At 45.6% G+C, this 26,326-nt stretch carries 29 protein-coding genes; 25 read left to right on the forward strand and 4 right to left on the reverse strand.

Features of this window, described 5'->3' with window-relative positions; translation table 11 throughout:
- Nucleotides 1-77 precede the first annotated feature (77 nt).
- The 6 genes from GUA87_RS10455 (at nucleotide 78) to GUA87_RS10480 (ending at nucleotide 6,007) form a co-directional block, all read left to right on the forward strand.
- On the forward strand, nucleotides 78-1,124 hold the full coding sequence (locus GUA87_RS10455; protein WP_193716499.1) for an ABC transporter ATP-binding protein: 1,047 nt from the start codon (nucleotides 78-80) through the stop codon (nucleotides 1,122-1,124).
- A 27-nt stretch (nucleotides 1,125-1,151) separates the two neighbouring features.
- Entirely contained in the window at nucleotides 1,152-2,477 is a 1,326-nt protein-coding gene (locus GUA87_RS10460) for an ABC transporter substrate-binding protein (RefSeq protein WP_193716500.1), read from the forward strand.
- 53 nt (nucleotides 2,478-2,530) lie between these two features.
- Nucleotides 2,531-3,379, forward strand: a complete 849-nt coding sequence (locus GUA87_RS10465) for an ABC transporter permease (RefSeq protein ID WP_193716501.1) — start codon at nucleotides 2,531-2,533, stop codon at nucleotides 3,377-3,379.
- Entirely contained in the window at nucleotides 3,376-4,215 is an 840-nt protein-coding gene (locus GUA87_RS10470; RefSeq protein ID WP_193716502.1) for an ABC transporter permease, read from the forward strand. The genes GUA87_RS10465 and GUA87_RS10470 overlap by 4 nt, the downstream gene beginning before the upstream one ends.
- 21 nt (nucleotides 4,216-4,236) lie before the next feature.
- Nucleotides 4,237-5,118 (forward strand): ribokinase, encoded by an 882-nt coding sequence (locus GUA87_RS10475; RefSeq protein ID WP_193716503.1) that lies wholly within the window; start codon nucleotides 4,237-4,239, stop codon nucleotides 5,116-5,118.
- Nucleotides 5,119-5,260: 142 nt separating this feature from the next.
- Nucleotides 5,261-6,007 carry a FadR/GntR family transcriptional regulator gene (locus tag GUA87_RS10480; RefSeq protein WP_193716504.1) on the forward strand — a complete coding sequence of 249 codons (747 nt, stop codon included), beginning with the start codon at nucleotides 5,261-5,263 and terminating at the stop codon, nucleotides 6,005-6,007.
- A gap of 29 nt (nucleotides 6,008-6,036) precedes the next feature.
- Here GUA87_RS10480 and can read toward each other — a convergent pair whose 3' ends face one another.
- Nucleotides 6,037-6,675, reverse strand: coding sequence for a carbonate dehydratase (can, locus tag GUA87_RS10485; RefSeq protein ID WP_193716505.1), 639 nt, complete (start codon nucleotides 6,673-6,675; stop codon nucleotides 6,037-6,039).
- A 196-nt stretch (nucleotides 6,676-6,871) separates the two neighbouring features.
- On the opposite strand from can, the gene paaA reads away from it, so the two are divergent.
- The 6 genes from paaA to GUA87_RS10515 all read left to right on the forward strand — a co-directional run bounded on the left by paaA (nucleotide 6,872) and on the right by GUA87_RS10515 (nucleotide 12,280).
- Entirely contained in the window at nucleotides 6,872-7,843 is a 972-nt protein-coding gene (paaA, locus tag GUA87_RS10490; protein ID WP_193717023.1) for a 1,2-phenylacetyl-CoA epoxidase subunit PaaA, read from the forward strand.
- A gap of 18 nt (nucleotides 7,844-7,861) precedes the next feature.
- Complete coding sequence (paaB, locus tag GUA87_RS10495; protein ID WP_193716506.1) at nucleotides 7,862-8,155, forward strand: 1,2-phenylacetyl-CoA epoxidase subunit PaaB; 294 nt, start codon at nucleotides 7,862-7,864, stop codon at nucleotides 8,153-8,155.
- A gap of 22 nt (nucleotides 8,156-8,177) precedes the next feature.
- Nucleotides 8,178-8,936 carry a 1,2-phenylacetyl-CoA epoxidase subunit PaaC gene (gene paaC / locus GUA87_RS10500; protein ID WP_193716507.1) on the forward strand — a complete coding sequence of 253 codons (759 nt, stop codon included), beginning with the start codon at nucleotides 8,178-8,180 and terminating at the stop codon, nucleotides 8,934-8,936.
- 5 nt (nucleotides 8,937-8,941) lie between these two features.
- On the forward strand, nucleotides 8,942-9,439 hold the full coding sequence (gene paaD / locus GUA87_RS10505; RefSeq protein WP_193716508.1) for a 1,2-phenylacetyl-CoA epoxidase subunit PaaD: 498 nt from the start codon (nucleotides 8,942-8,944) through the stop codon (nucleotides 9,437-9,439).
- 12 nt (nucleotides 9,440-9,451) lie between these two features.
- Nucleotides 9,452-10,525 carry a 1,2-phenylacetyl-CoA epoxidase subunit PaaE gene (gene paaE / locus GUA87_RS10510; RefSeq protein WP_193716509.1) on the forward strand — a complete coding sequence of 358 codons (1,074 nt, stop codon included), beginning with the start codon at nucleotides 9,452-9,454 and terminating at the stop codon, nucleotides 10,523-10,525.
- A 99-nt stretch (nucleotides 10,526-10,624) separates the two neighbouring features.
- A complete protein-coding gene (locus tag GUA87_RS10515) occupies nucleotides 10,625-12,280 on the forward strand; it encodes a glycosyltransferase family 4 protein (protein WP_193716510.1) in 1,656 nt (551 codons plus the stop codon).
- 3 nt (nucleotides 12,281-12,283) lie between these two features.
- Here GUA87_RS10515 and GUA87_RS10520 read toward each other — a convergent pair whose 3' ends face one another.
- Together GUA87_RS10520 and GUA87_RS10525 are read right to left on the reverse strand one after the other, a co-directional pair.
- Nucleotides 12,284-12,622: a hypothetical protein gene (locus GUA87_RS10520; RefSeq protein WP_193716511.1), complete on the reverse strand. Its 339-nt coding sequence runs from the start codon at nucleotides 12,620-12,622 to the stop codon at nucleotides 12,284-12,286.
- Between the two features lie 79 nt (nucleotides 12,623-12,701).
- A complete protein-coding gene (locus tag GUA87_RS10525) occupies nucleotides 12,702-13,937 on the reverse strand; it encodes a glycosyltransferase family protein (RefSeq protein ID WP_193716512.1) in 1,236 nt (411 codons plus the stop codon).
- A gap of 481 nt (nucleotides 13,938-14,418) precedes the next feature.
- On the opposite strand from GUA87_RS10525, the gene GUA87_RS10530 reads away from it, so the two are divergent.
- Genes GUA87_RS10530 through GUA87_RS10590 form a run of 13 tightly spaced genes read left to right on the forward strand, consistent with a single transcriptional unit; the run spans nucleotide 14,419 to nucleotide 25,426 of the window.
- Complete coding sequence (locus tag GUA87_RS10530) at nucleotides 14,419-14,619, forward strand: Flp family type IVb pilin (RefSeq protein WP_193716513.1); 201 nt, start codon at nucleotides 14,419-14,421, stop codon at nucleotides 14,617-14,619.
- A 17-nt stretch (nucleotides 14,620-14,636) separates the two neighbouring features.
- Nucleotides 14,637-15,152 carry a prepilin peptidase gene (locus GUA87_RS10535; RefSeq protein WP_193716514.1) on the forward strand — a complete coding sequence of 172 codons (516 nt, stop codon included), beginning with the start codon at nucleotides 14,637-14,639 and terminating at the stop codon, nucleotides 15,150-15,152.
- Nucleotides 15,153-15,163: 11 nt separating this feature from the next.
- On the forward strand, nucleotides 15,164-15,982 hold the full coding sequence (locus GUA87_RS10540) for a hypothetical protein (protein WP_193716515.1): 819 nt from the start codon (nucleotides 15,164-15,166) through the stop codon (nucleotides 15,980-15,982).
- Nucleotides 15,979-17,343, forward strand: coding sequence for a type II and III secretion system protein family protein (locus GUA87_RS10545; RefSeq protein ID WP_193716516.1), 1,365 nt, complete (start codon nucleotides 15,979-15,981; stop codon nucleotides 17,341-17,343). The genes GUA87_RS10540 and GUA87_RS10545 overlap by 4 nt, the downstream gene beginning before the upstream one ends.
- Nucleotides 17,344-17,345: 2 nt before the next feature.
- Entirely contained in the window at nucleotides 17,346-17,930 is a 585-nt protein-coding gene (locus GUA87_RS10550) for a hypothetical protein (RefSeq protein WP_193716517.1), read from the forward strand.
- A complete protein-coding gene (locus tag GUA87_RS10555; protein WP_193716518.1) occupies nucleotides 17,927-19,135 on the forward strand; it encodes an AAA family ATPase in 1,209 nt (402 codons plus the stop codon). Before GUA87_RS10550 ends, GUA87_RS10555 begins: the two co-directional genes overlap by 4 nt.
- The gene (locus GUA87_RS10560; RefSeq protein WP_193716519.1) at nucleotides 19,116-20,495 is read left to right on the forward strand and encodes a CpaF family protein; all 1,380 of its coding nucleotides are present in this window, start codon (nucleotides 19,116-19,118) and stop codon (nucleotides 20,493-20,495) included. Before GUA87_RS10555 ends, GUA87_RS10560 begins: the two co-directional genes overlap by 20 nt.
- The gene (locus GUA87_RS10565; RefSeq protein WP_193716520.1) at nucleotides 20,488-21,393 is read left to right on the forward strand and encodes a type II secretion system F family protein; all 906 of its coding nucleotides are present in this window, start codon (nucleotides 20,488-20,490) and stop codon (nucleotides 21,391-21,393) included. Before GUA87_RS10560 ends, GUA87_RS10565 begins: the two co-directional genes overlap by 8 nt.
- The gene (locus tag GUA87_RS10570; RefSeq protein WP_193716521.1) at nucleotides 21,390-22,352 is read left to right on the forward strand and encodes a type II secretion system F family protein; all 963 of its coding nucleotides are present in this window, start codon (nucleotides 21,390-21,392) and stop codon (nucleotides 22,350-22,352) included. Before GUA87_RS10565 ends, GUA87_RS10570 begins: the two co-directional genes overlap by 4 nt.
- Nucleotides 22,349-23,182, forward strand: coding sequence for a tetratricopeptide repeat protein (locus tag GUA87_RS10575; protein WP_193716522.1), 834 nt, complete (start codon nucleotides 22,349-22,351; stop codon nucleotides 23,180-23,182). Before GUA87_RS10570 ends, GUA87_RS10575 begins: the two co-directional genes overlap by 4 nt.
- The gene (locus tag GUA87_RS10580) at nucleotides 23,179-23,628 is read left to right on the forward strand and encodes a TadE/TadG family type IV pilus assembly protein (RefSeq protein ID WP_193716523.1); all 450 of its coding nucleotides are present in this window, start codon (nucleotides 23,179-23,181) and stop codon (nucleotides 23,626-23,628) included. Before GUA87_RS10575 ends, GUA87_RS10580 begins: the two co-directional genes overlap by 4 nt.
- A complete protein-coding gene (locus GUA87_RS10585; RefSeq protein WP_193716524.1) occupies nucleotides 23,625-24,158 on the forward strand; it encodes a TadE/TadG family type IV pilus assembly protein in 534 nt (177 codons plus the stop codon). The genes GUA87_RS10580 and GUA87_RS10585 overlap by 4 nt, the downstream gene beginning before the upstream one ends.
- Nucleotides 24,155-25,426 (forward strand): pilus assembly protein, encoded by a 1,272-nt coding sequence (locus tag GUA87_RS10590; RefSeq protein WP_193716525.1) that lies wholly within the window; start codon nucleotides 24,155-24,157, stop codon nucleotides 25,424-25,426. The genes GUA87_RS10585 and GUA87_RS10590 overlap by 4 nt, the downstream gene beginning before the upstream one ends.
- On the opposite strand, the gene GUA87_RS10595 is transcribed toward GUA87_RS10590, so the two are convergent.
- Nucleotides 25,423-26,319: a DUF1853 family protein gene (locus GUA87_RS10595; RefSeq protein WP_193716526.1), complete on the reverse strand. Its 897-nt coding sequence runs from the start codon at nucleotides 26,317-26,319 to the stop codon at nucleotides 25,423-25,425. The genes GUA87_RS10590 and GUA87_RS10595 overlap by 4 nt on opposite strands.
- Nucleotides 26,320-26,326: the final 7 nt, after the last annotated feature.

Genomic DNA, 26,326 nt, shown 5'->3' on the forward strand with positions numbered 1-26,326 from the left:
TTGTTCACGTTGTTTTGAAGCGCTTTTTAGATAAATATGGTTAAGGTGCTGCAAGATAAGTGATCATCAGGGTGCAAATGCAGGGTTTAGTTTTAAAAAATCTGGTTACCGAATTTGATAACAAAGAAAAAATCGGTCCGGTTTCCCTGACTTTGGATAAGGGCAAAATGCTTTCCCTCCTTGGTGGGTCGGGTTCAGGAAAAACCACCACCCTTCGGATGATTGCGGGCTTGGCGCCAGTTGCCTCTGGCCAGATCCTTTTTGAAGGTAATGAAATTTCACATCTGCCGCCGCAAAAGCGGGGAGTTGGTATGGTGTTTCAGAACTTTGGTCTGTTTCCCCATATGACCGTGCGAGATAACATCACCTTTGGCCTTCGAATGGCGAAAAAACCTGCAGACTTTATCAATCAGAAGTTCGAATGGATTGCCGAAAAGACCAGATTACTTGAGTTGTCAGACAGATATTCAAGTCAGTTATCTGGTGGTCAGAAACAGCGGGTCGCGCTTGCCAGAACATTGGTAATGGATCCCGATATATTGCTGCTGGATGAGCCGCTTTCAAATCTGGATGCGAATTTGCGCGAAGATATGGGGCGATTTATTCGAGGGTTGCAACAGGACCTGAATATAACAACTGTATTTGTAACCCACGATCAGGAAGAAGCTCTTATGCTGGCGGATGAAGTAGCTGTCATGGATGGGGGAGAAGTCCTCCAACAGGGGAGCCCGGAGGATATTTACAAGCGCCCAATTAATGAGGGAGTTGCCAGATTTATCGGGGGAAGTAACATCATTTCAGGTAAAATCGACAGCTCAGGCGAGTTTGTGTTTTCCGCAGGTAAGTTAAAATCAAAAATAAATAATAACGTTCAAAATCATAAGGTTATGCTGCGATCTGAAGACCTTAAATTGATGCAGTTGGATGACTTTGAAATTGGCTGCAATGCATTCAAAGGTACAATTCAAGAGGCGAGATTTAAAGGCGGTTATTTTGAGTATCGCGTGCAGGCGGGGGATGAGGATCTGATCATTCGGCATATGGGAGAAGAAAAGTTTCCCGTTGGTGCTGATGTGTCTATTTCAGTGGCCGAGAAGGATGTTTGGCCACTTAATTTAAATTAATGACTTTCATAACAGGGTGTTTTCATAATGGTAAAAAGCATTTTAAGTGTCGCCACAGTGTTGGCGGTGGGCTTATCTGCAAGTGTGACGCTTGCGGCGGATAAAGCTGCTTCTGATTTTCGAGACGCATTTTTAAACGGGAAAGCCACTTGGGCTGATGTGGAAGCGCGCGCCAAGGAAGAAGGGGAAGTGAACTGGTTTCACTGGGGCGGCAGTGAGAAACTAAATGCGTGGATTGAACGTGCTGTTGTGCCTGTGATGAGAGAAAAAGGGATTACCCTTAAAACAACACGCATCGGCGGCACGCGTGAAGCGGTTGATCTTGTTCTTGCTGATAAACAAGCAGGTAAAGGGATCGGTGAAGGCAGCGTCGATATGATCTGGCTCAACGGTGATAATTTCTACACTTTAGCCCAACAAGACGCTCTGTTTGGATCTTTCGCCAATAAAGTCCCACATGCCGTGAACTTCGCGTTTGATCCTGCGGATCCGCGCTCGCAGCTCAATTTGGCCGATTTCGGTACGCCAACGGAAGCCCGTGAAATGCCGTGGTCAGGGGAACAATATGTCTGTTACATCGATACATCACGGCTATCACAGGCCGACGCCCCAAAAGACTTTAAAGAATTGGAAAGCTGGCTTGTCAAAAATCCGGGCCGATTTACCTATGTGAAGCCACCGCACTATATCGGAAACACATTTGTTCAAACGGTTATGTATGCCCATGGCGGCGGGTTTAAGCCCTTCCAGAAATCCATATCAGAATTTACACCGGAGAGCTTTGCAGCCCTTGTTAAACCGGGGTTTGAGTATCTGAAGCGTATCGAGCCTAATCTGTTGCCAGTCTATCCGCAAAACCAAGCGGCGAACCAAGCCATGTATAACAACGGTGAAGTGGACATGGCCTGTGAGTTCGGTCTCTATTTCGTGGCAAACCAACGTGAAAGCGGAGCATTTTCTGACACAACAGAAACAGTGCTGTTTCCAAAATCAGGCATGATCAAAAATAAGAACTTCCTTGCGATTCCATCAAATAGCCCGCATCCAGCCGCAGCACTGGTTTTAGCAAATGTGATGTCTACGGTAGATCTACAGATCTCTAAATTGAAAGATATTGGATATCCACTTGGTGTTGATATCTTTAAACTGTCTGCGGAAGATCAGAAACGTGCAGTAGACGCAGCGCCTAAACAATATGGTGTGACTGATGCCGAGCTTGCGGGAGCCGCTGTGGCTGACACCAATGCGTCTTTGGTTAAAGTGATTGAAGCCATCTGGATTGAGTATATCGAACGCAAATCAGACAAGCCATTCAATGAAATTGTGGCAAATGCCATGAAGAAATCCGGCTGATCTAACATATGAATATCCACCGCCAAGGCATACACAAAAGCTGGGCCCGGTTAATGGGGCTTTTTCCTGCTCTGGCGGTCTTGTGTATCCTGTTTTTTGGGGCTTTGTTTTATGCCCTTTCACAAAGCCTTGGTTATGCTCCTCAATATGGCGTATCTGAGTTTATAACTTTCCGCTTTTATGGTCAGTTGTTTGTTGATCCAGGGTTTTGGAAATCACTGGGACTGACTTTCTATTATGCGCTTATCCCTACATTTATAGGGTTGGTGATAAGCATTGTCTTCGCCGTTCTGTTATCCAACAAATTTCGGGGACGGGGATTTGCCTTGATCATCTACAAAATCCCTATGGTGGTGCCCTATCTGGTTGGGGTGAGTTTGGTCCTTTTGCTTTTCTCAAATGGCGGGTTAATTGCCAGATTTCTGTATCTAGTCGATATTATTGATCGGCCATCAGACTTCCCGAGGCTGCTTCAAACCGCGGGTGGCTATGGCGTTATGCTTGTTTATCTATGGAAACAAGTGCCCTTTATGACCATCATTCTATCTTCACATCTGTTGGTGCTCGGCCGTGAAGCGGAAGAAAGTGCCGTTATGCTTGGGGCGAGTAAGTGGCAAATCTTGTGGCATGTAACAATCCCACGATTAATCCCAGCCATAGTGAGCTCAACACTTATCGTTTTTGCCTTTAATTTTGGATCATTCGAAGTGCCATATATTTTGGGCGCGGGGTTTCCCAACACACTCACAGTGGAGGCGTGGCGGCTGTTTGATGACCCTGATTATTCCATCAGACCGAAGGCCATGGCGATTGCAACAGTGGTGAGTGTTGTGTCAGGTACCTGCTTGCTGCTGTATTTAAGCCTTTACCGGCGTTACGAGAAGAAGAGGGGGCGGTTATGAAGACGCTGTCCCTTCGTGGTAAATTGCTTCTGTTATTCTTTCTGACTTCTATCGTGGGTCCTTTTATTCCTCTATTGATGGCGTCTATATCCTTTCGGTGGGGGTGGCCAGACTTGATCCCGTCTATCTGGTGGTGGGAAAAGAGAGACGTAGTGGCAACACCGCTCGCGTGGGATTACATCCTAAGCCCCGTTTCCAGAATTGTTCCAGCACTTGGGAATACTTTATTTATCGCGGCAGCGGTAACTGTCATTTCGCTTCTTCTTGCCATTCCTGCAGCCCGTGTCATTGCACGTGAGAATTTTAGGGGTAAATCGCTGATTGAGCTTGCATTTGCAAGCCCGCTTATCGTGCCTGAGATTGCGGTTGGCATAGGAATGTATCTGGTTTTTGTCTCTTTAGGGATGCAGGGAAATTTACTGGCGGTCATTCTATCACATTTAGTGCCTGTGTTGCCTTATCTGATCCGTGTTTTAGTTGGGATTTATGCGGAACTTGACCAATCCATGCTGGATCAGGCGGAACTTTTGGGGGCGTCACCATTTCAACGATTTCTGAAAATTGAACTTCCGCTTCTCATGCCAGGTGTCATAGCAGGGGCGTTATTCGCCGTTCTGATTTCAACGAATGTCTTTCTGCTGACCTTCTATATGGGGCAGGGGCAGATCGAAACCCTCGCCACAATCCTGTTTTCAAAACTTAGCGGTGGAGGTTCGCTAGATCCAGTGTCTGCTGGGCTTACAATTATGGTATCCCTTCCGGGGCTTTTATTCCTTATATTGTCCAGCAAGACCATACGCGAAGATGTTTTCGCCGGAGGGATAAGCCGGGAATAACATCAATAAATGAGGCATTAAATGATTGTTGTTCTAGGCTCTATCAATATCGATCAGATCTATCATGTAGACCAGTTGCCCACCCCGGGTGAGACCCGTATGGGGAAAGGGTATCTGCAAGTTCCAGGGGGAAAGGGGGCTAATCAGGCACTGGCGGCACGGCGTGCAGGCGCAGATGTTGTCATGGTCGGGGCTGTTGGCCGGGACAATAATGCTCAAGCGGCTCTTTCTCTGATGGCAAAAGATGGTGTCCGTTTGGATAAATTAAAAATCAGCTCTAATCCAACTGGTTCAGCTTCCATTTGGGTCGGGGAAAATGCTGAAAACTCTATCATCGTAAATGGCGGCGCGAATATGGATGTCTCTGCTGATCAATTGTCTGATGATATATTGAAAGACGCTACTTACCTGATGATGCAGATGGAAATTCCAGCGGAAGAAGTCTCAGAAGCTGCGAAAATGGCAAAGTCTGCAGGTGTCAAAACCATTCTCAACCTTGCCCCTTATCAGGACGTTGATTTATCCCTTTTTCAACATATTGATATTTTGGTTGTGAATGAAACCGAGGCGAGAAATATTGCTCATAAAGTAAGTGCTAACACTGATAGTTATGAAGATATGTGTATGCAATTATCAGTAGACCTATCCCTCACATGTGTGTTGACGATGGGTGAAAAAGGGGTGTGTTATCTGCAGGATAATTTAATATTACAAATCCCTGCAAATAAAGTGTCCGCCGTAGATACTACCGCAGCAGGGGATTGTTTCTGCGGCTATCTTGTAGCGGATTTGGATGCCGGAAACACCATAAAAACAGCGATTGAGAAGGCAAATAAAGCGGCGTCTTTAAGCTGTATGGTGGAAGGGTCGCAAAACTCAGTCCCCTGGAAAACTGATATTTAAATATTTCCAAAAAGTATAATTACTTTTCTGAAATATGAGAAAAAGGTTGAAAATATAAATATGAAGGATAATCATATTTACGGTATTAGTAAAAATTTTACATGTTTACATTAACGGGAATAGAGCAGCATTGGGGGGTTATATGTTGCAGAGAATTTCTAGACAGTATCCCAAAACAGGGATACATGGCCGAGTTGTACATGAGCTTGGCAAGGATATCGTAAGAGGGGTCTTTTTGCCTGGTCAAAGGCTTCCAAATGAAAACGTTTTCATTGACCGTTTTCATGGAAGTCGAACCGCAATTAGAGAAGCGTTTCGTGTTCTGTCGGCAAAAGGTCTTCTTGAGGCTCGGCAACGGGCAGGAACTCATGTAAGGCTTCGTCATTTTTGGAACTTATGTGATCCGGATGTACTGAGCTGGCATGATGCGGTATCAATTTCAGAAGCCGAAATAAGACAGATTTCTGAATTGCGCCGGTTGTTTGAGCCGGAAGCCGTCAGGCTTTTCAGCATGACGAGGATGAGTGAGCAGGAGGGGGATGAACTGCTAACACTTCTTCGGAAAATGGAGCGATGTGAGATCCTCGGCGAATATCCAGAAATGCATGATCTTCGACTGCGATTTCACCATACAATAATGGAAAACTGCGGGAACGAGTATTTACGCACAATGCATAGTGTTGTGAGGCTTGTGCTTGATTACGTGTTTACCCGCAGTATGCAGGAGACAAAACTGCCAGACATTAATATGCGTTGGTATTATCTTCTTCTGGATAAAATTAAATCTTCAGATAGCGAAGCCGCTGTGAGCGCAATCAGGTCTTTAACAGTGAGAGACCATGAAGCTATTCTGGAGAGGGATATGCATAGAACGAGGGTGGTTGCCTGAACCACCCCCCTTGCAATCTGGTGAAAAGGTTATTGATTGATTTGATAGGCTTTATGGATTTGATCGATCGAGTTCATATCGACCTCCAAATCCTTCAAAATGCCGTCATGAAGGCTGTAAACCCAGCCGTGAATTGTCAGTTCCTGACCTTTTCGCCATGCATTTTGCACAATTGAAGTCTTCGCCACGTTGCGGACCTGTTGAATGACGTTTAGCTCCACCAGACGATTTACCTGATCATTTTCATCTTCAATAGATGTGACTTCGTCATAGTGATCGCGCAGGACGTCTTTGATGTGGGCCAGCCAGTTATCAATCTGCCCGTGATCCTGATCTCCTAAAGCCGCCCGAACACCGCCACAGTTATAGTGGCCCGTGACAATAATGTGCTCAACTTTTAAAACCTCCACAGCGTATTGAATAACCGCCAGGCAATTGGCGTCGCTGTGGGGAACAATGTTGGCGACGTTTCTATGTACAAATAGTTCACCGGGCTCCAGACCTACAATTTCATTCGCAGGAACACGGCTATCGGCACATCCAACCCACAAATAGTTAGGCTCTTGTATGTCACTCAGTCGACTGAAAAACTCGGAATCTGCCGTCAATTTGTTCATTGACCATTCCTTGTTTCTCTCGAATAACTCTTGTGGTGTTGGTTTTTTCATAACCTTCTCCTGATTTCCACTCGCCATTATCAAACAACTGTTTGGCCAGGGGAAGGATAGTAAAACTGCCATTTTCTTCAAGAGGAAATATGAGGAATCTTATCCAGAAAATAATATGATACAATTTTTGTTGATTGTTTTTTATTTATGTATCATATTTAAGGTATCAGGATGAAACTTAAGAACAAGGTGTGTGATGGTTGAGAGTGCGACTAAGGCTCTGAGCGAAGAGCAACTGAACGAAGCGTTTCAAGATCGTGTAGACGCTGAAATCAAAATCGAACCGAAAGACTGGATGCCAGAAGGCTATCGTAAGACACTGATCCGTCAGATGTCGCAACATGCACATTCTGAGGTTGTTGGGATGCTTCCTGAAGGAAACTGGCTGACCCGTGCACCTTCTTTGAAGCGTAAAGGTATTCTTATGGCCAAAATTCAGGATGAAGGTGGTCACGGACTATATCTTTATAGTGCTGCTGAAACGCTGGGTATTTCACGTGATGAAATGTACGATCAGCTTCATTCCGGTAAAGCAAAATACTCTTCCATCTTTAATTACCCGACCTTGAATTGGGCTGATGTTGGTGCAATCGGCTGGTTGGTTGATGGCGCGGCGATTACAAACCAGATTGCGCTTTGCCGTTGCTCCTATGGCCCATATGCCCGCGCCATGGTGAAGATCTGTAAAGAAGAAAGTTTCCACCAGCGTCAGGGTTACGAAATCATGCTGGAAATGGCGAAGGGCACACCTGAGCAGAAGGAAATGGCGCAGGATGCGTTGAACCGCTGGTGGTGGCCTGCTTTGATGATGTTCGGCCCGCACGACAGCACAAGCACGCATACAACACAGAATATGCGTTGGAAAATTAAACGTACTTCCAATGACGAACTACGTCAGCGCTTCGTGGACGCAACGGTTCCGCAGGCTGAATTCCTTGGGCTGACAATCCCTGATGACAAGCTTGCTTGGAATGAAGAAAAACAGTCTTACGATTGGGGTGAGATTGATTGGGATGAGTTCGCAAATGTTGTTGCCGGCAATGGCCTGTGCAACCGTGAACGTCTGGAAACACGCCGCGAGGCACATGATGGCGGTAAATGGGTTCGTGACGCCGCTGTTGCCTATGCAGAAAAACGTAAAAACCGTGCCGCATCGCAGGCCGCTTAAAAGAACAGGAATAAAGAAATGTCTGAGCAAAATAAAGAACTGCCACTATACGAAGTCTTCATTCGTTCCAAAAACGGTCTGCATCACAAGCATGTAGGAAGCCTGCATGCATCTGACGATGAAATGGCCCTTACCAATGCTCGCGACGTATATACACGTCGTAGCGAAGGAGTGAGCATCTGGGTTGTAAAAACTGAAAATGTTGTCGCTTCTCAGCCAGAAGACAAAGAAGCCTTCTATGATCCGAATGACGACAAAATGTATCGTCACCCAACATTCTATAATATCCCCGAAGAAGTCGGGCATATGTAATTGATGATGGCAGGATAAGATCATGACAGATAAAGAGATGCTTTTTGAATATCTCCTTCGCATGGGAGATAACTGCGTCATCCTTAGCCATCGTCTTTCTGAATGGTGTGGTAAGGCTCCGGTTCTTGAAGAAGAAATGGCGTTAATGAATGTGGGCCTCGATCTTGTAGGTCAGGCACGCATGATCCTTGATTATGCAGGCAAGGTTGAAGGCGCAGGTCGCGACGAAGACAAGCTCGCCTATCACCGTGACGCAAAGGATTGGCGTAACTTCCTGCTGGTTGAACAGCCAAATGGTGACTTTGCTGTCACGATGGCACGTCAACTGTTCTTTGATGTGTTCCAGTATCTTCAATACGAAGCATTGACTCAGTCAAAAGACCAAATGATCGCGGAAATTGCGACCAAGTCTTTGAAAGAAAGCACATATCACGTTCGGCACAGCGCAGACTGGGTCATTCGCCTTGGTGACGGTACTGACGAAAGCCATAAGCGGATGCAGGATGCCCTGGATCGTCTTTGGGGCTTTGTTCCAGAGATGTTTGATATGGACGAGGTGGATAACGCAATGGTCGCTGCTGGTATCGGAATTGATGCCGCTGCACTTCGTTCCAAGTGGGATGCCAAGATTAATGAGGTCCTGAACGAAGCAACTTTAAGAACACCTGACGTGAGCTGGGAAGTTCGTGGAAGCCGTGAAGGGAAGCATTCAGAATATCTTGGATATATTCTGGCCGAGATGCAGTTCCTGCCGCGGGCATATCCGGACGCGACCTGGTAGGTTCAATGTCTATTCCGGCACCTGACTATGACCCGCAGTCGATTGGGGGTATTCTGGAACTTGTTAAGGATCCAGAGATCCCGGTTCTGACTGTAGAGGATATGGGCATTATCCGACGTGTGGATGTAGATGGAGATACAGTTGTTGTCTCCATTACGCCTACATATTCGGGTTGTCCTGCGATGGATCATATTGCAAGCGATATCAAAACCACGTTGAACCTGCACGGTTATCCCGAAGTAGAGATCAAGACGGTTTTGTCACCTGCATGGACGACCGATATGATTACCGAACGTGGACGCCAGAAAATGGAAGAATTTGGGATTGCTCCTCCTTCATCCAAAGGGTCCAAGGCGGCGATGATCGGTATTGATCCGGTTGCCTGCCCACAATGTAAATCAGAAAATACCTCACTTGTGAGCGAATTTGGTTCTACAGCCTGCAAAGCGCTGTATAAATGTAATGACTGCATGGAACCGTTCGACTATTTCAAATGTGTCTAGGAAAAATTACCAATGACAATCTTTCATAGTTTGAAGATTGCCGAAGTCGTCAAAGAAACAGAAGATGCGATTTCGGTAACCTTTGATGTGCCTGATGAACTTCAAAAAGAATATAAATTTACTCAAGGTCAGCATCTTACCCTGAAAGCGGATGTGGACGGTGAAGAACTCCGCCGTTCCTATTCCATTTGCACCGGCGTGGATGAAGGTTGCCTAAAAGTGGCGATTAAGCAAATCGAGAAGGGTAAGTTTTCAACCTTTGCCAATAGCTCGTTTGAAGCAGGTCAGGAAATTGATGTGATGGTACCACAGGGGCGCTTCTTTACGCCTTTGTCACCATCCAATGCAAAGAACTATCTGGCTGTTGCGGCAGGTAGTGGTATCACGCCAATGATGTCTATCATCAAAACAACGTTGGCGACGGAACCAAAAAGCACTTTCACACTGATCTATGGCAACCGCACTGTGAGCAGCATTCTGTTTCTGGAACAGATTGAAGACTTGAAGAACGCTTATCAGAAACGCTTCAACGTTGTTCATATTTTGAGCCGCGAACCGCAAGATACGGAACTGTTTAATGGCCGTATTACTGCAGAGAAATGCGAGTCTCTTTTCTCAGGTATTGTAGATGCTTCACGCCTGAATGAGGCCTTCTTGTGTGGCCCGGAACAGATGATCATGGATGTGAAAGACTTCCTTAAAAACAAAGGAATGGCATCAGAAAACATCCATTTTGAATTATTTGTAACCGATGCGGCGATTGCGGCGGCCAATAAACCAGTGGCGGAAGCCAGTAGTTCTACGCCTCATCACGCTGTAACCGTTATTATGGATGGGGCGCAGACAACTGTAACCATTCCAGAAGAAGGCAAATCCATTCTGGACGCGGCCTTGGAAGCAGATCTGGATGTTCCGTTTGCTTGTAAAGGTGGTGTTTGCTGTACATGCCGTGCAAAGGTCATTCAGGGCGAGGTTCGCATGGACCTGAACTATGCGCTTGAGGATGACGAAGTTGAACAAGGTTATGTTCTAACATGCCAATCACATCCGATAACTGAAGATGTCATTGTTGATTTCGACCTTTAATTAAAGGGCGTTAATTCAATCTTCAGGGGCTGCGTGCCATATCACGATATGCTAACGTCCTGACATGCGGTATTCGCATGGTCCAGTGGGGGAAAGATAGTGTCGAATGATATGCGCAACGCAGCCATTTTTTATGAAGCTGATGGATTTCAAACTACAGGTGTTCGCCTTCTTGGACGGCAAGCGGCTGGCGAAAGTTTCCTGAAAGGCTATGCGTTACACGCAAATGTGGATAAATTTCATTGTCTGACGGACCGCCGCGAAAAATTCCTGCAATTTCAACAACAGGTCGCCGGATATCGCGGACAGCCTACTGCTTACAATTGGGTTCATCCATTAAGGCTTGAGCAGATGCGCGAAGCGGGGAGTGTGTTTTACTCTGGCCCCGGCATAACGCCCTTCGCCTGGCAACGTCGTTACACATCTCCTTCTGATTTCAGTTTATGTGGCCTGACCCACACGACTTGTTCTTATGAAGCGATCCATTCCATTACAGAACTGATGACAGGCCCTGTTGAAGAATGGGATGCCCTGATATGCACCTCACAATCAGTGAAGAAGACTGTAGATTACCTTCTTGATAATTGGGCCGAACATCTGGGAGAGAGAACGGGTGCGAAGCCAAAGGTGAGGGTACAATTGCCTGTTATCCCACTGGGTATAAACTGCGACGATTTCCTCGCAGACGATGAGACCGAAGCCTATGTTCGAAAATTTAAAACCGAACATGGGATAGGTGAGACAGATATTGTCATCCTTTATGTGGGGCGACTTGCCGCTCATGCAAAAGCACATCCACTTACAATGTATCAGGCACTTGAAAAAGCTGCTCAAAAAACCAAAAAGAAAATTCATCTGGTACAGGCGGGCTGGTTTGCCACGCCTGCCATTGAAAAAATGTTTGTTGAAGGGGCGAAGGAGTTTTGCCCTTCTGTGAACGCTGTTTTTATTGATGGACGTCCGAAAGAAACCAGAAAATGCATCTGGCATGTAGCGGACATTTTTACGTCTCTGTCCGACAATATTCAGGAAACTTTTGGCATTACACCAATTGAAGCGTTGGCAGCTGGGGTGCCTGTTGTCGCAACAGATTGGGATGGATACCGAGAGACTGTCCGCGACGGGAAAGACGGTTTACTCGTTAGGACGTCTGCACCTATGGCAGGGGCCGGTATTCCCCTTGCTCAGCGATACCAAGGCGGCGTGGATAGTTATGACAGGTATGTTGGGCAAGTCAGCCTATTTACCAACGTGGATACAGATCATTGTGCTGAACAGTATTTAGCCTTGATAGAAAATGATGGCCTTCGAAAGAAGATGGGGGAGGAGGGGCGTCGGTATGTGCGCTCAACTTTCGATTGGTCAGTTTTGATCCCGGTTTATCAGGACCTATGGCAGGACCTGGCTGAACGGCGTCCGGACAACCGCGTTCATTACGAACATGTTGCCGCCCCTTTACATGATGATCCATTTGCTTTGTTTGAACATTATCCAACAGATGCCATCACAGGAGAGACTGTAATGACGTTGCAGGTGGGGGCTAAGGGCAAAGTGGGACGATATTTGTCCAATGGTCTGGGGAATGGTGTGGCTCACCTTCTACCAACAGAAGACAAACTTGAAGATATGTTATCATTAATTGAAAATAACGGATCTATGACAGTCGCTGAGATAGCAGAACAATCCCAAATCAAGCCTTCTCACATGCTGTTGTTTGCAGGATGGCTTGCTAAGATGGATTTGATAAAAATCTAGGAGCTAATAGGAAGGAACACCTTCAATTTTGCAGCTGCCTGTCGTGTAAACGTTGGCAAAGCCACAGGCTCTGTCCACGTGTACTACCAGATTACCCTTGCATTCGTTGAAGCTGTACCAGGTTTCAAACCCCATAATGGTACCGCTATCTCCAAAACCACCATATATGGGCAGGAAAGAACTGCTTTTTAAAGTCAGATTTTTGATTTCAATATTGTTATAGATGTCCTTGATAGTGCCTTTACAACTATCAGAACTATAGGCGAGGACAGATGCACTTACTGAGCTTGTCAAAGCGACTAAGGTGAGGCCCGCGAGCATGCCAGCAAAGATTTTTTTCATTCTATCATCCTGTCGATCAACACAGTTCGGTCTCTTGAGACCTTAGTCTACAGCGGTTGAGCGAGCCAATCAAAAATAATCACAATTGGGAGCTTTTGCTTTGGGCGAGCGTGTTTTCTTTGCGGGCGCGATCACTTTCTTCAAAACGAAGGCGGGCCAGCCGATTTACATTATTCAAGCCGTCAAGCAGTCCGGGAATAACAACTTCTGACGGCTTTTTCTGCTGACACAACTGTTTAAGGGCCGTTGCCATGGTGTTCGATGATCTTGCACCGTCATCTACAAGGACACTGATTAGACCAAGCTCCGCAGCGCGGGTGGCGCGAATATATTGTTCAAGCCGCGGTACTGTTCGTGGAATGATAAGCGCACGTTTATCCATGGAAAGGACTTCGCAGAAAGTGTTGTATCCGCCCATGGCGACCACGGCTTCCGCTTTCTCCATCAACTGTTCCATGTTGTTGTTAAAGGTCACAGCGGTTGCATTTTCGATATGATTGATGCGTTCTCTGAAATTGGCACGAACTTCTGGTGGCATGAAAGGCCCAAGAACGAACAACGCATTTAGTGGTAATTCTGGATTTTCTTCATAGGCACGCAACACCCAATCCGTCAGAAGGTCACCGTCTCCTCCGCCTCCAACCGTTATCAGAATATAAGGGTTGTCAATTTCATCCAAAATGGCAGGTTCAACGGACTGTTGAACTGATCTCGGCAAATATCCAGTATAGGTTATTTTTCGTTTTACGTTTGCCGGCAAATCCAACTCTTTAAGGGGATTGTACAGCTGTTCTACGCCAAAAATCCAAATATCGTCGTAAAGTTCATTAAGCGCCGGAAGCACATTTTTACGTTTCCATTCAGGTACCAGCAAGGCCGGGTCGTCAAGTACATCCCGAAGGCCAAGAACGAGGCGCGTCCCTTTATCTTTCAGCATACGAAGGGTATCTTCTACTTCACCACGCAGGCCAAAAGGTTCCTTATCGACAATAAAGATATCGGGATCAAAAGTCTCGGCTGTATGTTTGATGATGGAGGCCCGCATGGCCAATGTCTGTTCAGTATCAATATGGAGACTAAGAGATGTGTATTCGCCATTACGCAGTTTAATGATGCCGGGGATGCGGACAAAATCCACGCGCGCTCGGAAATCAAAACTGCCGATAATCGGTGATCCTGAAAGGATGAGGACTGATAGGTTTTGATTTTGTTCAACAAGCGCATGAGCGAGAGTTCTGCATCGACGTAGATGTCCAAGACCAAATGAGTCATGGCTATAGATCAGGATCCGCCGTGCCTCGTTATTTTCAGTCATCCTAAAGCCCCCTGGCAGTTGCATGATACCTAACTTAATAAAGTCCCTTGTATAAACAGTTATGGTTAGAAATTCATCATGAAATTGTTGGCGGCGCTACAAAAAGTAAGTGCAAAGATTCTTTAGCCAATTAAAAATGCAAATAAAATGTGTAAAATAAATATGACATTTATAGTTTCAAAAATACTATAAATAACAATAGATTACTAATATTATTTATGAAATCTATTGGAAAAAATATATTGAAATACAACAATTTAAATTCATTTTTAACGTCATTTACAAAGTATGATTAATTGAATTAACCATAATTAGAATTTTATACATCTCGACTCTTCATCAATTCAATTTATAGAAATTTTTATCCATTGGCGTGACCGAACGTCTGGGGAGATGAACTCTTTTCGCTTTGATTTGCCAATCAAATTGAAAAGACGGTCAACCAATGGATAACAAAAAAAACCAAAATGAAGGGGTTAAGATGAAACAGTTATTTGTTGATTTCTTTCTTGAAGAAGAAGGGGTTACAGCAGTCGAATATGCTTTGCTGGCGTCCGCCGCAGCTGGTGCCGTAACAGGGATTGCAAGCGGCTTTTACACGGATCTGGGTACATTTTTTGATGGTATTACGTTAAGCGGTGACAGTTCTGGCAGTGGCTCTGGCGGAAGCCAGCTGCCTTAAAGTAGAGGGGGAGCGAAATGATGACTTCACCCGATATCAGTGGAATAGTCATTTCGCTCATTTTGTTTGGCATGTCACTATTGTGTCTGACAATCGCTTACACTGATCTTGTAAGTCGCAAAATCAAAAATAATCATCTGATTGGATTGTTCGTGATGGCTTTGCTTTTAAAGTCATCCACATTGGGACCTGTTGATATCCTTATGGATTTCACGGTTTCTCTGATCGTTACAGCAGCGACTTTTATTTTGTTTCTTTACCGGAAAATGGGTGCCGGAGACGTCAAATATATTGGTGTCTCTTTCTTTGTTTGTGGTCTTCAGTATATGCCAGAATTTAGCCTGGTTCTTTTTGTCAGTAACATTGCTATCGCGATTTACACTTTCTCAGAAAGTTTGAAATTCACTTGGCTCACCATAGCTAATTTTCTGGGTGTTCCTGCGCTCAAGGAGATGGCCCTAGAAAGAAACTCAATTCCGTTCGGTGTTCCAATCTCTATCGCTAATGTTCTCTGCATTGCCTGGATGATGTGAGTCACTAACGAATGCGGTCATTTCTATTGTTCATAACCGGATTTTTCTTTCTCTCCTTTGCTGTTTATCTGGGGCTCGGGCTCTACACAGAGGAGGCGAACACTGCAAATGCTGTCGTTCCCAAAAAAATCTGGTTGGCGACTGTTCAAAGAACAATTGAAAAAGGTGATTTTCTGTCTGCAACAGATTTGCAATGGACCTATGTGGAGGCGGCGGACGGGTACGAGGAATTTGTCTCTAAAGAAAGTATAAAAGGCGATGAAACTAACAGGTATCTGGCATTGGAAACGCTTGAAATCGGCGAGTTGGTCAAGACATCGGACATTCTTGGGGTGGATAATCCCGACGTGATCAAGCTAGCAGTGAAAGCGGGGCATCAACTGACAAATCTACCTGAAAAGATGGAGAACAGTTTCGTATCTAACCTTTTCATTGGTGAAAGCGTGGATGTTTACTGGGTAATGAAAGAACAGCGCTCCAACCGAGAAGTGGTCCTGAAAATTGGTACAAAATGGCGGGTTTTGAAGAAGGATAAAGAGCAGTATATGGAGATTCCAAAAGATTTTGTCTCCCTATATCTGTCAATTCAACGACACGGAAAGATAACGTTCTTACGATCATCCAGTGCCGATGATAAAGAAACAGCAACACCGCCTGATGAACTTACCACTCAGATAGACAAGCTCTTGGCAGCTCCCGTTCAAAGTGTAGTTCAGTATAGAGAAATCCGTATTCATCGGGGAACATCTGTTACCAGTGTTTCTACAGAGACAAATTATCCAGATGTGAGAGGTGTTATCAAGGATAAGCGTCAGAAGGTGAAAGAATGAAAAACCTTATTTCATTCATTGCGGCGCTATTATTCTCATCTCTTTGCTTCGGCGATGAGTTGGAGATCAATGTCAACGAAGGTAAACTGCTGCGTATCTCGGACGAGATACAGGATATCGTTGTTACCAATCCAGAAATTGCAGATGTCAGATTAACCCAGGATAAGAACCTGTTTGTTTTCGGAAAGTCTTCCGGTCAAACACATATCGTTGTCTTGGGAAGACAGGATCGTATTCTTGTAAATCGAACAGTAACTGTAAAAGCCAATCTAAATCGTCTTCAGCGCGTGCTGGATCAACATTTTCCAGAGAGCCGGATGCAGGTGACTGCCTCACCCGGACGGATCATTCTGTCAGGATTGGTGCATTCTGCGGCATCCATGACCAACGCGTTAACAATTGCTGAGGGCTTTTTAGGAGACGGCGGCAAGATCATAAATCAAATGACGGTCATGGGCCCTAACCAAATAAATGTGAAGGTTCGGGTTATGGAGATGAACCGTGTTGCCATTAAGGAAATTGGCCTTAATTGGGACATTCTGTTCAATCCGGGATCATTGGCTGTCAATATCCTGACAGGTCGCAGTAGTCGCGGGATAGGGGGCAACTTTATTCCTGATTTTGGAACCGGTGGCGGCGGTGTTTCCGCAAGAATTGGCTCTTCTGGAACGGATGGCGATGTTTCAACGGTTATTGATGCCTTGGTGAAAGATCAGCTTGTGACGGTTTTGGCGGAACCTAATCTCACATCGCGCTCCGGCAGTACGGCGAGTTTCTTTGCTGGCGGCGAATTTCCTATCCCAATCGCCGCAGATAACAACAAAATTACCATCGAATTCAAAAAGTTTGGGGTCATTCTGGATATGACACCGACCCTTCTTTCCAGGAACAAAATCAGATTGCATATCAAACCTGAAGTAAGCGAGCTTACTGCAACAGGTGCTATTGTAACGGAAGGCATCTCCATTCCAGGTGTTGCCATCAGGCGCACTGAGGCAACCATTGAGCTTGCGGATGGTCAGAGCTTTGCGGTGGCTGGAATGTTTCAAAATCAACGACTTGATACGGTTAGTAAAGTTCCGTGGTTGGGTGACATTGACGTCCTTGGACCTTTATTCAGATCGAAAAAATTCCAAAACTCAGAGAGTGAGCTGGTCATTGTCGCAACAGTAAGCATCGTCCGCCCAACCTACGAGGATCACTATAGATCTCCATTGGAAGTCAAGCGTGAACATGAACTGGAGGTTGATGACCACATTAGGCAACCTCAGTACTTGAGAACATCTCCCGATTACCCGGCCTTTAAAATGCTAAATGGGTATAAGGTCTATGGCCCTCATGGGATTGGAGAGAGGCGATAGGCATGAGGATAATTCTTGTGACATTGATGAGCTTTGCTCTTTTATCCTGCAAATCTCTGATTGCTGACCCGGAGCCTTTGGACAGCAGCTTACAGGCAACATCACTGCGCTCCTATTACATTGAAAAATCCATATCTACGGGCATTGTGAGAAATTCCGCTGGGGACGTCGATCCTTCTTTGGAACTTGCAGCGTGGCTCTTTGAGGCGAAGGCTGGTATCGACGAGCGTCTGGTTATCCTGTCAGATGCAAATCTGGACCAGGAAACTAAGGATAAATTAGCTGGCATATGGAGTGAATTTAATAACTCGAAAGTTCATTTTATTGCTAAGTCAGACGCTCAATACAGGGTTACGGCAAGGCTTTACAGATATTCGCTTAAAATAGACGACTGTCAAAATAGAAAGGGGCAATACCGGCTTGGATGCGCAACAGAAATCAACAGGCAATTGAGCCGTTATAATCTCAATCCAGTACAGGGTAACACCGATATTACCTCTCCTGCTATATACGAACAGGTTCCTGTCGCCCGAGACGTCCAGTTCATAAAATCTCCCTGGATTTCAGAACGGGAGGATCGGGAATGAACAGTCCATATCCGATGTTATCCCAACGCAGCAAGAACACTCTCATCGCCTTTCTCAACAGCGAGGAAGAAATCGAACGGCTGTCTCAAATATCGGTAAATCAGGGCATTCAATTGTTAAAAGCCCAAGTGGGAACAATCAGAAATTCAATTGAGTTTTTCAAAAACAATCCCTCTTCGAATATCCTTATCGTTGACATCACTGGTGAAGACTTTCCTTTGGATCGTATTGATGAATTGGCTGAAGTTTGTGCGCCGGCTGTCAAAGTTGTGGTGGTGGGCGATCGGGACAGCGTGGGGCTTTACAGGGCTTTGCTCGACCGTGGGGTTTCCGATTACCTCGTGCGGCCTCTTCCGGAAAGCTTGTTGGTGGATATACTAAAACAACTTGTGGTAGGAGACGTACAAAAAAGAAGGCCTTCCTCAAATGGCAAAACCATTGGGGTGATGGGAGCAGTCGGCGGCGTTGGAACCAGTCATCTTGTTGCTAATATGGGATACATATTATCAAGCATAAATAACAGCCAAACAACCATTGCTGACTTGGGAGGGGGAAGCCATTTTTCCCTTATTTATGGGCAAAAGCCCGTTGGTGGATTGGAAGAACTTCTTCAAAATCCGGACCGAATTGATGACCTTCTATTAGAAAGGTCACTTCAATTTCTTGGAAGAAGACTGGATCTTCTGGGGGTGAATTCTGAGACAATGCTCCCCCACATAGATAGGGAGGCGTTTACCAAACTTATCAGATTAATTTCCCATCGCCGGCACTATCTATTGCTGGATTTTCCATCTTATCACTCTGCTAATCATTTTGAAAATTTTTGCAACTGCGATGCTAAATTTATCCTTGTACCTCCTTCATTGCGAGGGTGTCTGACAGCCCGCAATATACTCAAAAATGCAAGGGCATTAAATCCGGAGGGCGGCATACAGGTTGTCCTTTCAAATGCACGGCCAACGTCGAAGGATACTCTGCGTCTAAATGAGGTAGAGGATATTCTGGAGAAGAAAATCGCTGCCTTTATCCCGTTTGATGGAAAGTTGTTCACCAAGTCGGAGTTGGAAGGGCAGCCTGTCTTCTCGTTGAACTCAAGAGGGAGAACCCTATACTCCCAAATCCTGCCCCTCATTTCTTCACATAAGCAAACAAAGGAAAAGGCCACATCAAAGTGGGGGGGACTGAATGTTTGGAAAAAGAAATAGCGCTACCGGCCTTACCGAATTTGCCGAAGAGAACGATGAATATTCTTACGAGAATAAGAGGGAAGATGAGCAAGGTTCACAGTCAAAAATAGCCCGGCCACTGGGGCATATGGAAACCATACGAGGGGAATTTTTTGAACGGGTAAATCCTACCTTTGCGAACGGATTATCTAACGACCAGCTTCTGGTGAAAATCAACGAGGCGGTTGAGGAGATTGTAGAGAGTGCAAAACTGCCGATCAATTGGAAGGAGCAGACTAACGCAGCATTGGAATTGCTGAACGATATTGTCGGTTTGGGACCAATTGAAACGTTGCTGGATGATAAACAGGTGACAGATGTTCTGATCAACGGATATGCCGCCATCTTTGTAGAGCGAAATGGCCTTCTTGAGAAAACGGACATGGCATTCAGAGATGAACACCATCTGCTGAATGTTGCAAAACGGATCGCACTCACAGCAGGGCGACGGGTTGATGAAAGCTCTCCCATGGTGGATGCCAGACTGATAGATGGAAGCCGTGTGAATATCATCATTCCGCCGCTTTCTGTTCATGGGACCATTATATCCATAAGAAAATTTCCCAATCATAAAATCTCGTTAAATGACCTTGTTGCATATGGCGCAATGAGTGAAGACATGATGCATTTTTTGAAATTTGCTGCGAAAATTCGCCTTAATATTCTAATCTCAGGTGGTACTGGATCAGGCAAGACAACAATATTAAACGCTTTGTCTGGGTGCATTAGCGAAGGGGAGCGGATAGTAACCATTGAAGATGCCGCAGAAATAAACCTTCAACAACCTCATGTTATCAGTTTGGAAACCCGTCAGCGGAATATGGAGGGTGGCGGAGAAGTTTCCCAACGGGATTTGCTTCGAAATGCCCTTCGGATGAGACCTGATAGGATAATAATTGGGGAAGTGAGAGGGCCTGAGTCTCATGAGATGCTGCAGGCCATGAATACCGGGCATGATGGGTCCATGTCGACGGTTCATGCAAATTCTCCAAGAGATGCAATGTTACGTGTAGAAGATCTTGTTCTCTCCTATCAGTCTAATTTTAATCCTCTGGCTGTCCGGCGCCAGATTGGGTCAGCCCTGGACCTTGTTATTCATGTGGTTCGGGACTTTGGCGGCCGAAGATATGTGCAATCCATCAGTGAAGTTCAGGGAATGGAAAATGATGTGATCACAATGCAGGAGTTATTTGTTCATGACATCACTTCGACATTGTCTTCTTCTGACAGTGGGGCCGGATTTATCACCAGAAGGGTGCGTCCTCACTGTGCCTTGAAAGCAAAATCATTTGGTTTAGAGGCGGACGTTTTGAAACTGTTCCGAGGGGCGCATGACTAAATATCTGATTTTATGTGCCTCTCTCACGATTTTCTGGTTAGGCGGATATATTCTTTTTCGGTTGTACAAAGAAAGGAAACGTCACGAGTGTATTCGTTTGGCCTCGCTGTTGAAGGTGCAGGACATCAAGAATAGTTCCGAACCCCAAACTACTGAAAGTGAAATTGGCGTTCGTGAAAAACTATTCCAGTATTTGATGTCCAGAAGGGTGGTCTGGGCGCTTTGTGGTTTCGGGGCATCACTACTTATTGTGTGGCGGACATTTCCCCATTTGTTCATTCCGTGGTTAGGACTGGCGCTGATATGGGCGACTGTCACAATGACAGTTCTCGTGTTGCGTTGGCGTAAATCCAGAGAGCTGAGCAAAATGACCGAACAGTTTCCAGAAACACTGGATCTAATCGTTCGCGCGGCCAAGGTTGGGGTGACACCAGATGCAGTGTTAAGGGAAATCGGTGGAAATATTCCTGATCCCCTTTGCAGGGTTTTTGAGGAAATTGAGGGATTGCGTTTTGCCGGTATGCCGATGGAAGTGGCGTGTCAGAAGGTTCATTTCAACTATCCGCTTAAAGAATTGCTCTACCTGCAAGCTGTACTTTCGATCCAAAGGAAGGTTGGAGGGAGTTATGCAAAATTAGTGGAAGTTCTGGCGCAAAATATGCGTGAGAGGCAGCAAAAGGAAAAGCGGGTAAATGTTGCAACGTCTGAGGCACGAACAGCAGCCAAGGTGGTTGGTTTGCTTGCTCTCGGGTCCATTGTAAGCCTGTTCTTTTTAAATCGGGATCAATTTCTATTCCTAATTCAGGACGCATCGGGACATTCAATCCTTCTATATAGCGCCTTAAGTATCGCTTCTGGTTTTTTCATTATTCGGCAAATGCTGAGGGCCGTATCATGAGCAATGAGGTGATCGTGATCGTAATAGCGGTGTTGATACTGTCTGCTATTTTTTGCCTGTTTGTGTCCTTCAAAGAAACAGCTAAAGAGAAAAGAAGGTTTCTGTTTGAAAGAGCAGGGGCGAGGCGCGGCGAAACTGAATTTGACGCGATCTCACGGTTTATTGTCGGATTTGGTGTCGGAACTTCGGAACCTAAATTCCTTCTAAATAAAAACAGTCTTTCTGAAGAGAGGGAGGAGTGGGACAGAGGGGATAACATTGCAAATCAGTATTTTGGCACCTTCCACATACATAGAAAACTCCACAGTGCACTCAATATCGGCATTAAGGTGGGGACGTCAGTCGCCCTTTTTTGTATAATTTTTGCTCTCCTCTCAGGCTTCAATTTGCATGACACTGATATACGCTCAGTTCTTGTATCTGCGGGTTTGTCTGTGAGTTTCGGGATATTAGGTCCAGAATATGCTATGAAGGCTCACCTCAAGAAGATCATCCATGTCATCGAGCAAGACGCCCCTGATGTGATTGATTTGTTGATGCTTGGGGTGGAGGCGGGCTTGAGTTTCGATCAGTCCGTAGAAATGGCCCGGCATCATATTAAATCCTATTCACCCAAAATTGGCAAAGAGCTGGAAACTCTCTCTGCTGAGTTGGTGATGTTACCGGACAGGACACAAGCGCTTGAAAATCTGGCTTGGCGTACAGGGTCGGAGACATTCAGATACCTGAAAGTGGCCTTAATACAGGGTGAACATTACGGAACTCCCATCGCGAGTTCCCTGAAAACGGTGGCCAAGGAAAATCGTGAACGGCTTCTATCTGACAAGGAAGAAAGGGCAAGACGAGTCCCTGTTTTTTTAAGCATCCCGTTGATGTTACTTATTTTGCCGCCCGTCATTGTTATTTCTGCGGGGCCCGGTTTCATATCCATGATGCGTGTGTTGGGAGGGGGGCAATGAGTCGAATTTGCCTGAAATTACTTGGCCTGTTTTTTCTACAGATGGGATTATCTGCCTGCGCGGAGTTAGAGCCTCTTTCTATGTTCTCTAATGTAAATCACTCACTTGTAGAGGAAGCCGTATCGGAAACCAAAAAAGGTGAAGCAGTTGCGGATGCATTTTTTAAACAAGGACAATATGAAGCGGCGCTAGAGATTTATGAGAATATCCTTGATCGTACTGAGTTGGATGACCGGGCTCCAATTTTGTTGAAACATGGGCAAGCGGCCAACGCAGCAGGCCTTCATTTAAAGGCAGTAAAATCCTTTGAAAAGTTGAGTTATTACGTGGACCACAAATGTCCAGCCTATGTGGGGCTTGGTAAAGTTCAAATGAAACTGGGTAAGCCTAAAACAGCAAATGAGACTTTTGCGGCCTGCTTGAATATTGAGGAAGAGCACAAAGAGGCCAGCGAGTGGTTTGCCCTTTCAAAATTATTCTTGTCAAAAGATCCGCAGACGGTTCTCTATCTCAAAAAATTGGCAAATCAAAACCCAACGGATTTGTTCCGCCAAAATAACTTTGCTGTTTCGCTCATCTTGCACCATGAATTTGAGAAAGCGAAGCAACATCTTGAAATATATGCATTTTCAAAAATTTCGAACAGGCAGGTTCGACACAATCTCGCGCTTACCTACGCGTTGATGGGGGATGAAGACGCGTCACGTTACGTGTCCTTATTGGATATGCCGCCAGAGGCTGCAACGACAAATCTGACCTACTATCGGTATATCCGGCAGAGCAAGAATGAAGAGGCGCTTCACGCGTTGCTGCTGGGTGTCGCCAAATGAAAGGACTGGCATCAATCATACGTGAAACGGAAGGGAGTTTGGCAGTAGAGCTAGCCCTCTTTCTGCCGATTTTGTTTTTGTTTGTCCTAACGGCTTTTGATTTTTTCAGATTTTCCCTCGCAGAGCGAGAGCTATCAACAGCTCTTGCAAGCACGGTGAATTATCTGCAGAAAGCATCAGTTGAGGAGGTTGGCGTAACCGACATAGCGTCGAATGTTTTGAAAAAGGAAATCAGCGGGTTAGGGGTTAAAAGCCTAGATGTTGAAAAAGTCACCTTAACCATCTCTTCTTTTGAAGAAATTGGGGGAAACAGCCACTTTAAGAAAGCAACAGCCACAGCAAAAACTTCTTTTAGCTCATTGATATCTGTTGGATCGTTAAAGGCTTTTCCTGAAATTCAAGTGGCAAAAGCCCTGTTCTTCCGAGCGTCTTCGGTCAATGAATGATGTGGCATCGGTTTATAGAAAACACTGAGGGAAGCACGCTTGTCGAGGCCGCAATCACCATGCCTTTTGTGATTTTTCTGTTTCTCGGTGGCGTAGATCTTAATCGCGTCGTGGACATGGAAGAGATCGTCTCAGACATCTCAAATTCTGGTTTGTTTTTAATCACAACCGAGGCGCTCACCCCCACGAAGATGTCGGATATATTGAAAAATACCTATGAAGATAAACTTGCAGGGGGCGAGCTAGAAATTGCCTTTCAATTCCAATTGTTGGAGGTCAATAGAGACGGTCGCTCCGCTATCAAAAAGGAGTTCCTGACAGGTCAGGCCGGTTTTACCTGTTACATTGATGTAACTGATGCTGCGCTAAGCCCATCATTTGATGAGGGAGCGATTACACCAAATTCGAGCCACATCGTTGTTGGAAGAACCTGTGCGCGTGCAAAAGGGGGATTTTTCCTAAGCTCACTTCTGCCAGATTTTCTAGTAAATCATCAGGTTCTTCGACAGATTAAGGATCCTTTGTTTTGAGGGCCTTAGAACTGCGCACAGAATGGCGGGATGAACGCGGTTCTGTCGCGATATGGGGAGTGTTCGCGATCATGATCCTGATCGGTGTTTTTGCGTTCGCCATTGATGTGGGGCGCTATCTGGTTGCCAAAAACCAAGTGCAGACAGCGGCACAGAATGTTGCGCTTTCAGTCGCAGATCATTTGTATCTGTTACAGGACGAGGAACTTGTCTCCTACCTTGATCAGCAGATTTTCCTGCAAGCTTCTATGTTTAAATCTGGGTTTTTGTTTGGGCCAGGCAATGTACAGTTTTCAAAGAAAAACGGAGTAATACAGGTGGCGCAGGCTTCTGTTCAGGTCGAACTGCAAATCCGCCTTACACCGTTGTTTTTGCAGTATGTAAGCGATGCAAAGATCATTGAAGTCTCGGCTGATGCAGAGGTTACCCATACCTTGGAGGCGGCGGAGATTGCCTTCGTTCTGGATGGATCTAATGGCGCCTCACTTCACACAGAGAATAAATTGCTGGGGTTTCTGGAGGCTTTGACCAATAAATATAACTCCAGTCAGCCCAAGATATCTGTAGGGCTTGTCCCGCACGCAACTGGATTGATGCGCGTGGGTTCCAGAAGAAACTGGGTGGTGCCCGGGATGTGGCCAGATGCAGTGCCACCTAATGTACCGGGCATTCCCTTGTGGGCGGGTGCGTTGGAAGATCAAAGATGGTGTGTGGGACCAAGAGCTGATGATTATGATCTGAAAACGCCCGGCACAGCGCCATTCCCACTAGAGATGGAGATCACCGTCGAGACAGCAATTGATGGAACAGATGAGTATTCAGTTACAACCACAGAGGATTGCCCAGAAACATCAGTTCAGCCAGTTGCAGCCTCCAATTCGTTGCTCTCGACAGCGTCGGCGAGGGTTCAGACGGGTGATTTTGATCCGGGGATGGGAATGATGTGGGGGCTCCGGGTATTAGATCAATCCTGGAGTTCTGCCTGGGGCCGAGTGGCCGAAAATGAGGCGCAAAAACTCGTCGTTTTTCTGGTGAGTTCTGCTTACGAAGAAAATGAAAGCCGATCTCAGAGATTAAATGCGGCCTGCCAAATTGCCGCGTCTAAGCAAGTAGAGGTCATCATCGTAGACGTTGCGCAGGAACCTTCAACTCTTTTGGATAAGTGTGAAAATGCCTTGGTGGTTTCAGCAATAAATGAAGAAGAACAGAAAAGTATGGCTTACAAAATCATTCAAAGCCTTAGCCGATCAACCCTTCAATTACCCTAAACCCTGTTCTGTAAAGTCCATGTGTCCGGCATGATGAACAGAGTCTGTTGTATATGTTCCCCGTGTTTGTTGATAAGGAAAGCAACTTGTTTCGGTGTAGAGTTTTTATCGAAAATATCTGTCATAGTCTTCACGAATTGCTCAATTGAAAAGTCTTTCCATTCACCTTTCAATATAGGCGAAAGCCAATCTTTCTTTTCCAAGATACAATAGGAAGAAGGGTGATCAAGGCGTTGATTAATTATGGTGTTTTCGAAATCGCCAAGTGTTACCCATTGCCCCTTTAGACCCATATCCGACATTCGTTCTGGCCTGATCCCTGATTGTTTATCTACAGGATCATAAAGACATCCTTTCACAAAAGGATAGGTATGAATTTGAACATTGGACAAGCCGAGATCATCCAAAGTGGGTTTGGCATAATCTTCCAAAGAGATTTGCATTTGATGATCGAACAACCGATCGAGTTTACGTTTCAGGTTGTCCCGGCGGAGGGGACCCAGCCAGTCTGCTTCGTCTTCTGGATCGCCATCACAGGCATAGAATTTTATGGCGAGTTCCCACTGATAGAGGGTGCCTTCATATTCAAACAATAGATCAAGTTCACCATAAGTGGTTTTCTCGTCCCTAATTTGAATGTTGGTGCCAATTACACGGACCTCGGGCAGATTTTCTAACCAAAAGAAAACCAGTTTTTCGAACAGAGTGCCCAGATTTTTGCGTTTTGCAGTTGTCAGATACTGTAGCAGTTTGGAAGGGTCATTCTTTGTCTCTGCTATCAGCGTTTGACTTGCCTCCAGCTCCCATAATTTGGGCTCCACTGGTGCTGATAGCAAAAGGGGAGAATTAATCACCCAGTCGAGCGCATCACCAGCTTTTTCCGGGTCCAGCATCAATCTT

It is taken from the genome of Sneathiella sp. P13V-1, assembly GCF_015143595.1.
Lineage (GTDB): Bacteria > Pseudomonadota > Alphaproteobacteria > Sneathiellales > Sneathiellaceae > Sneathiella.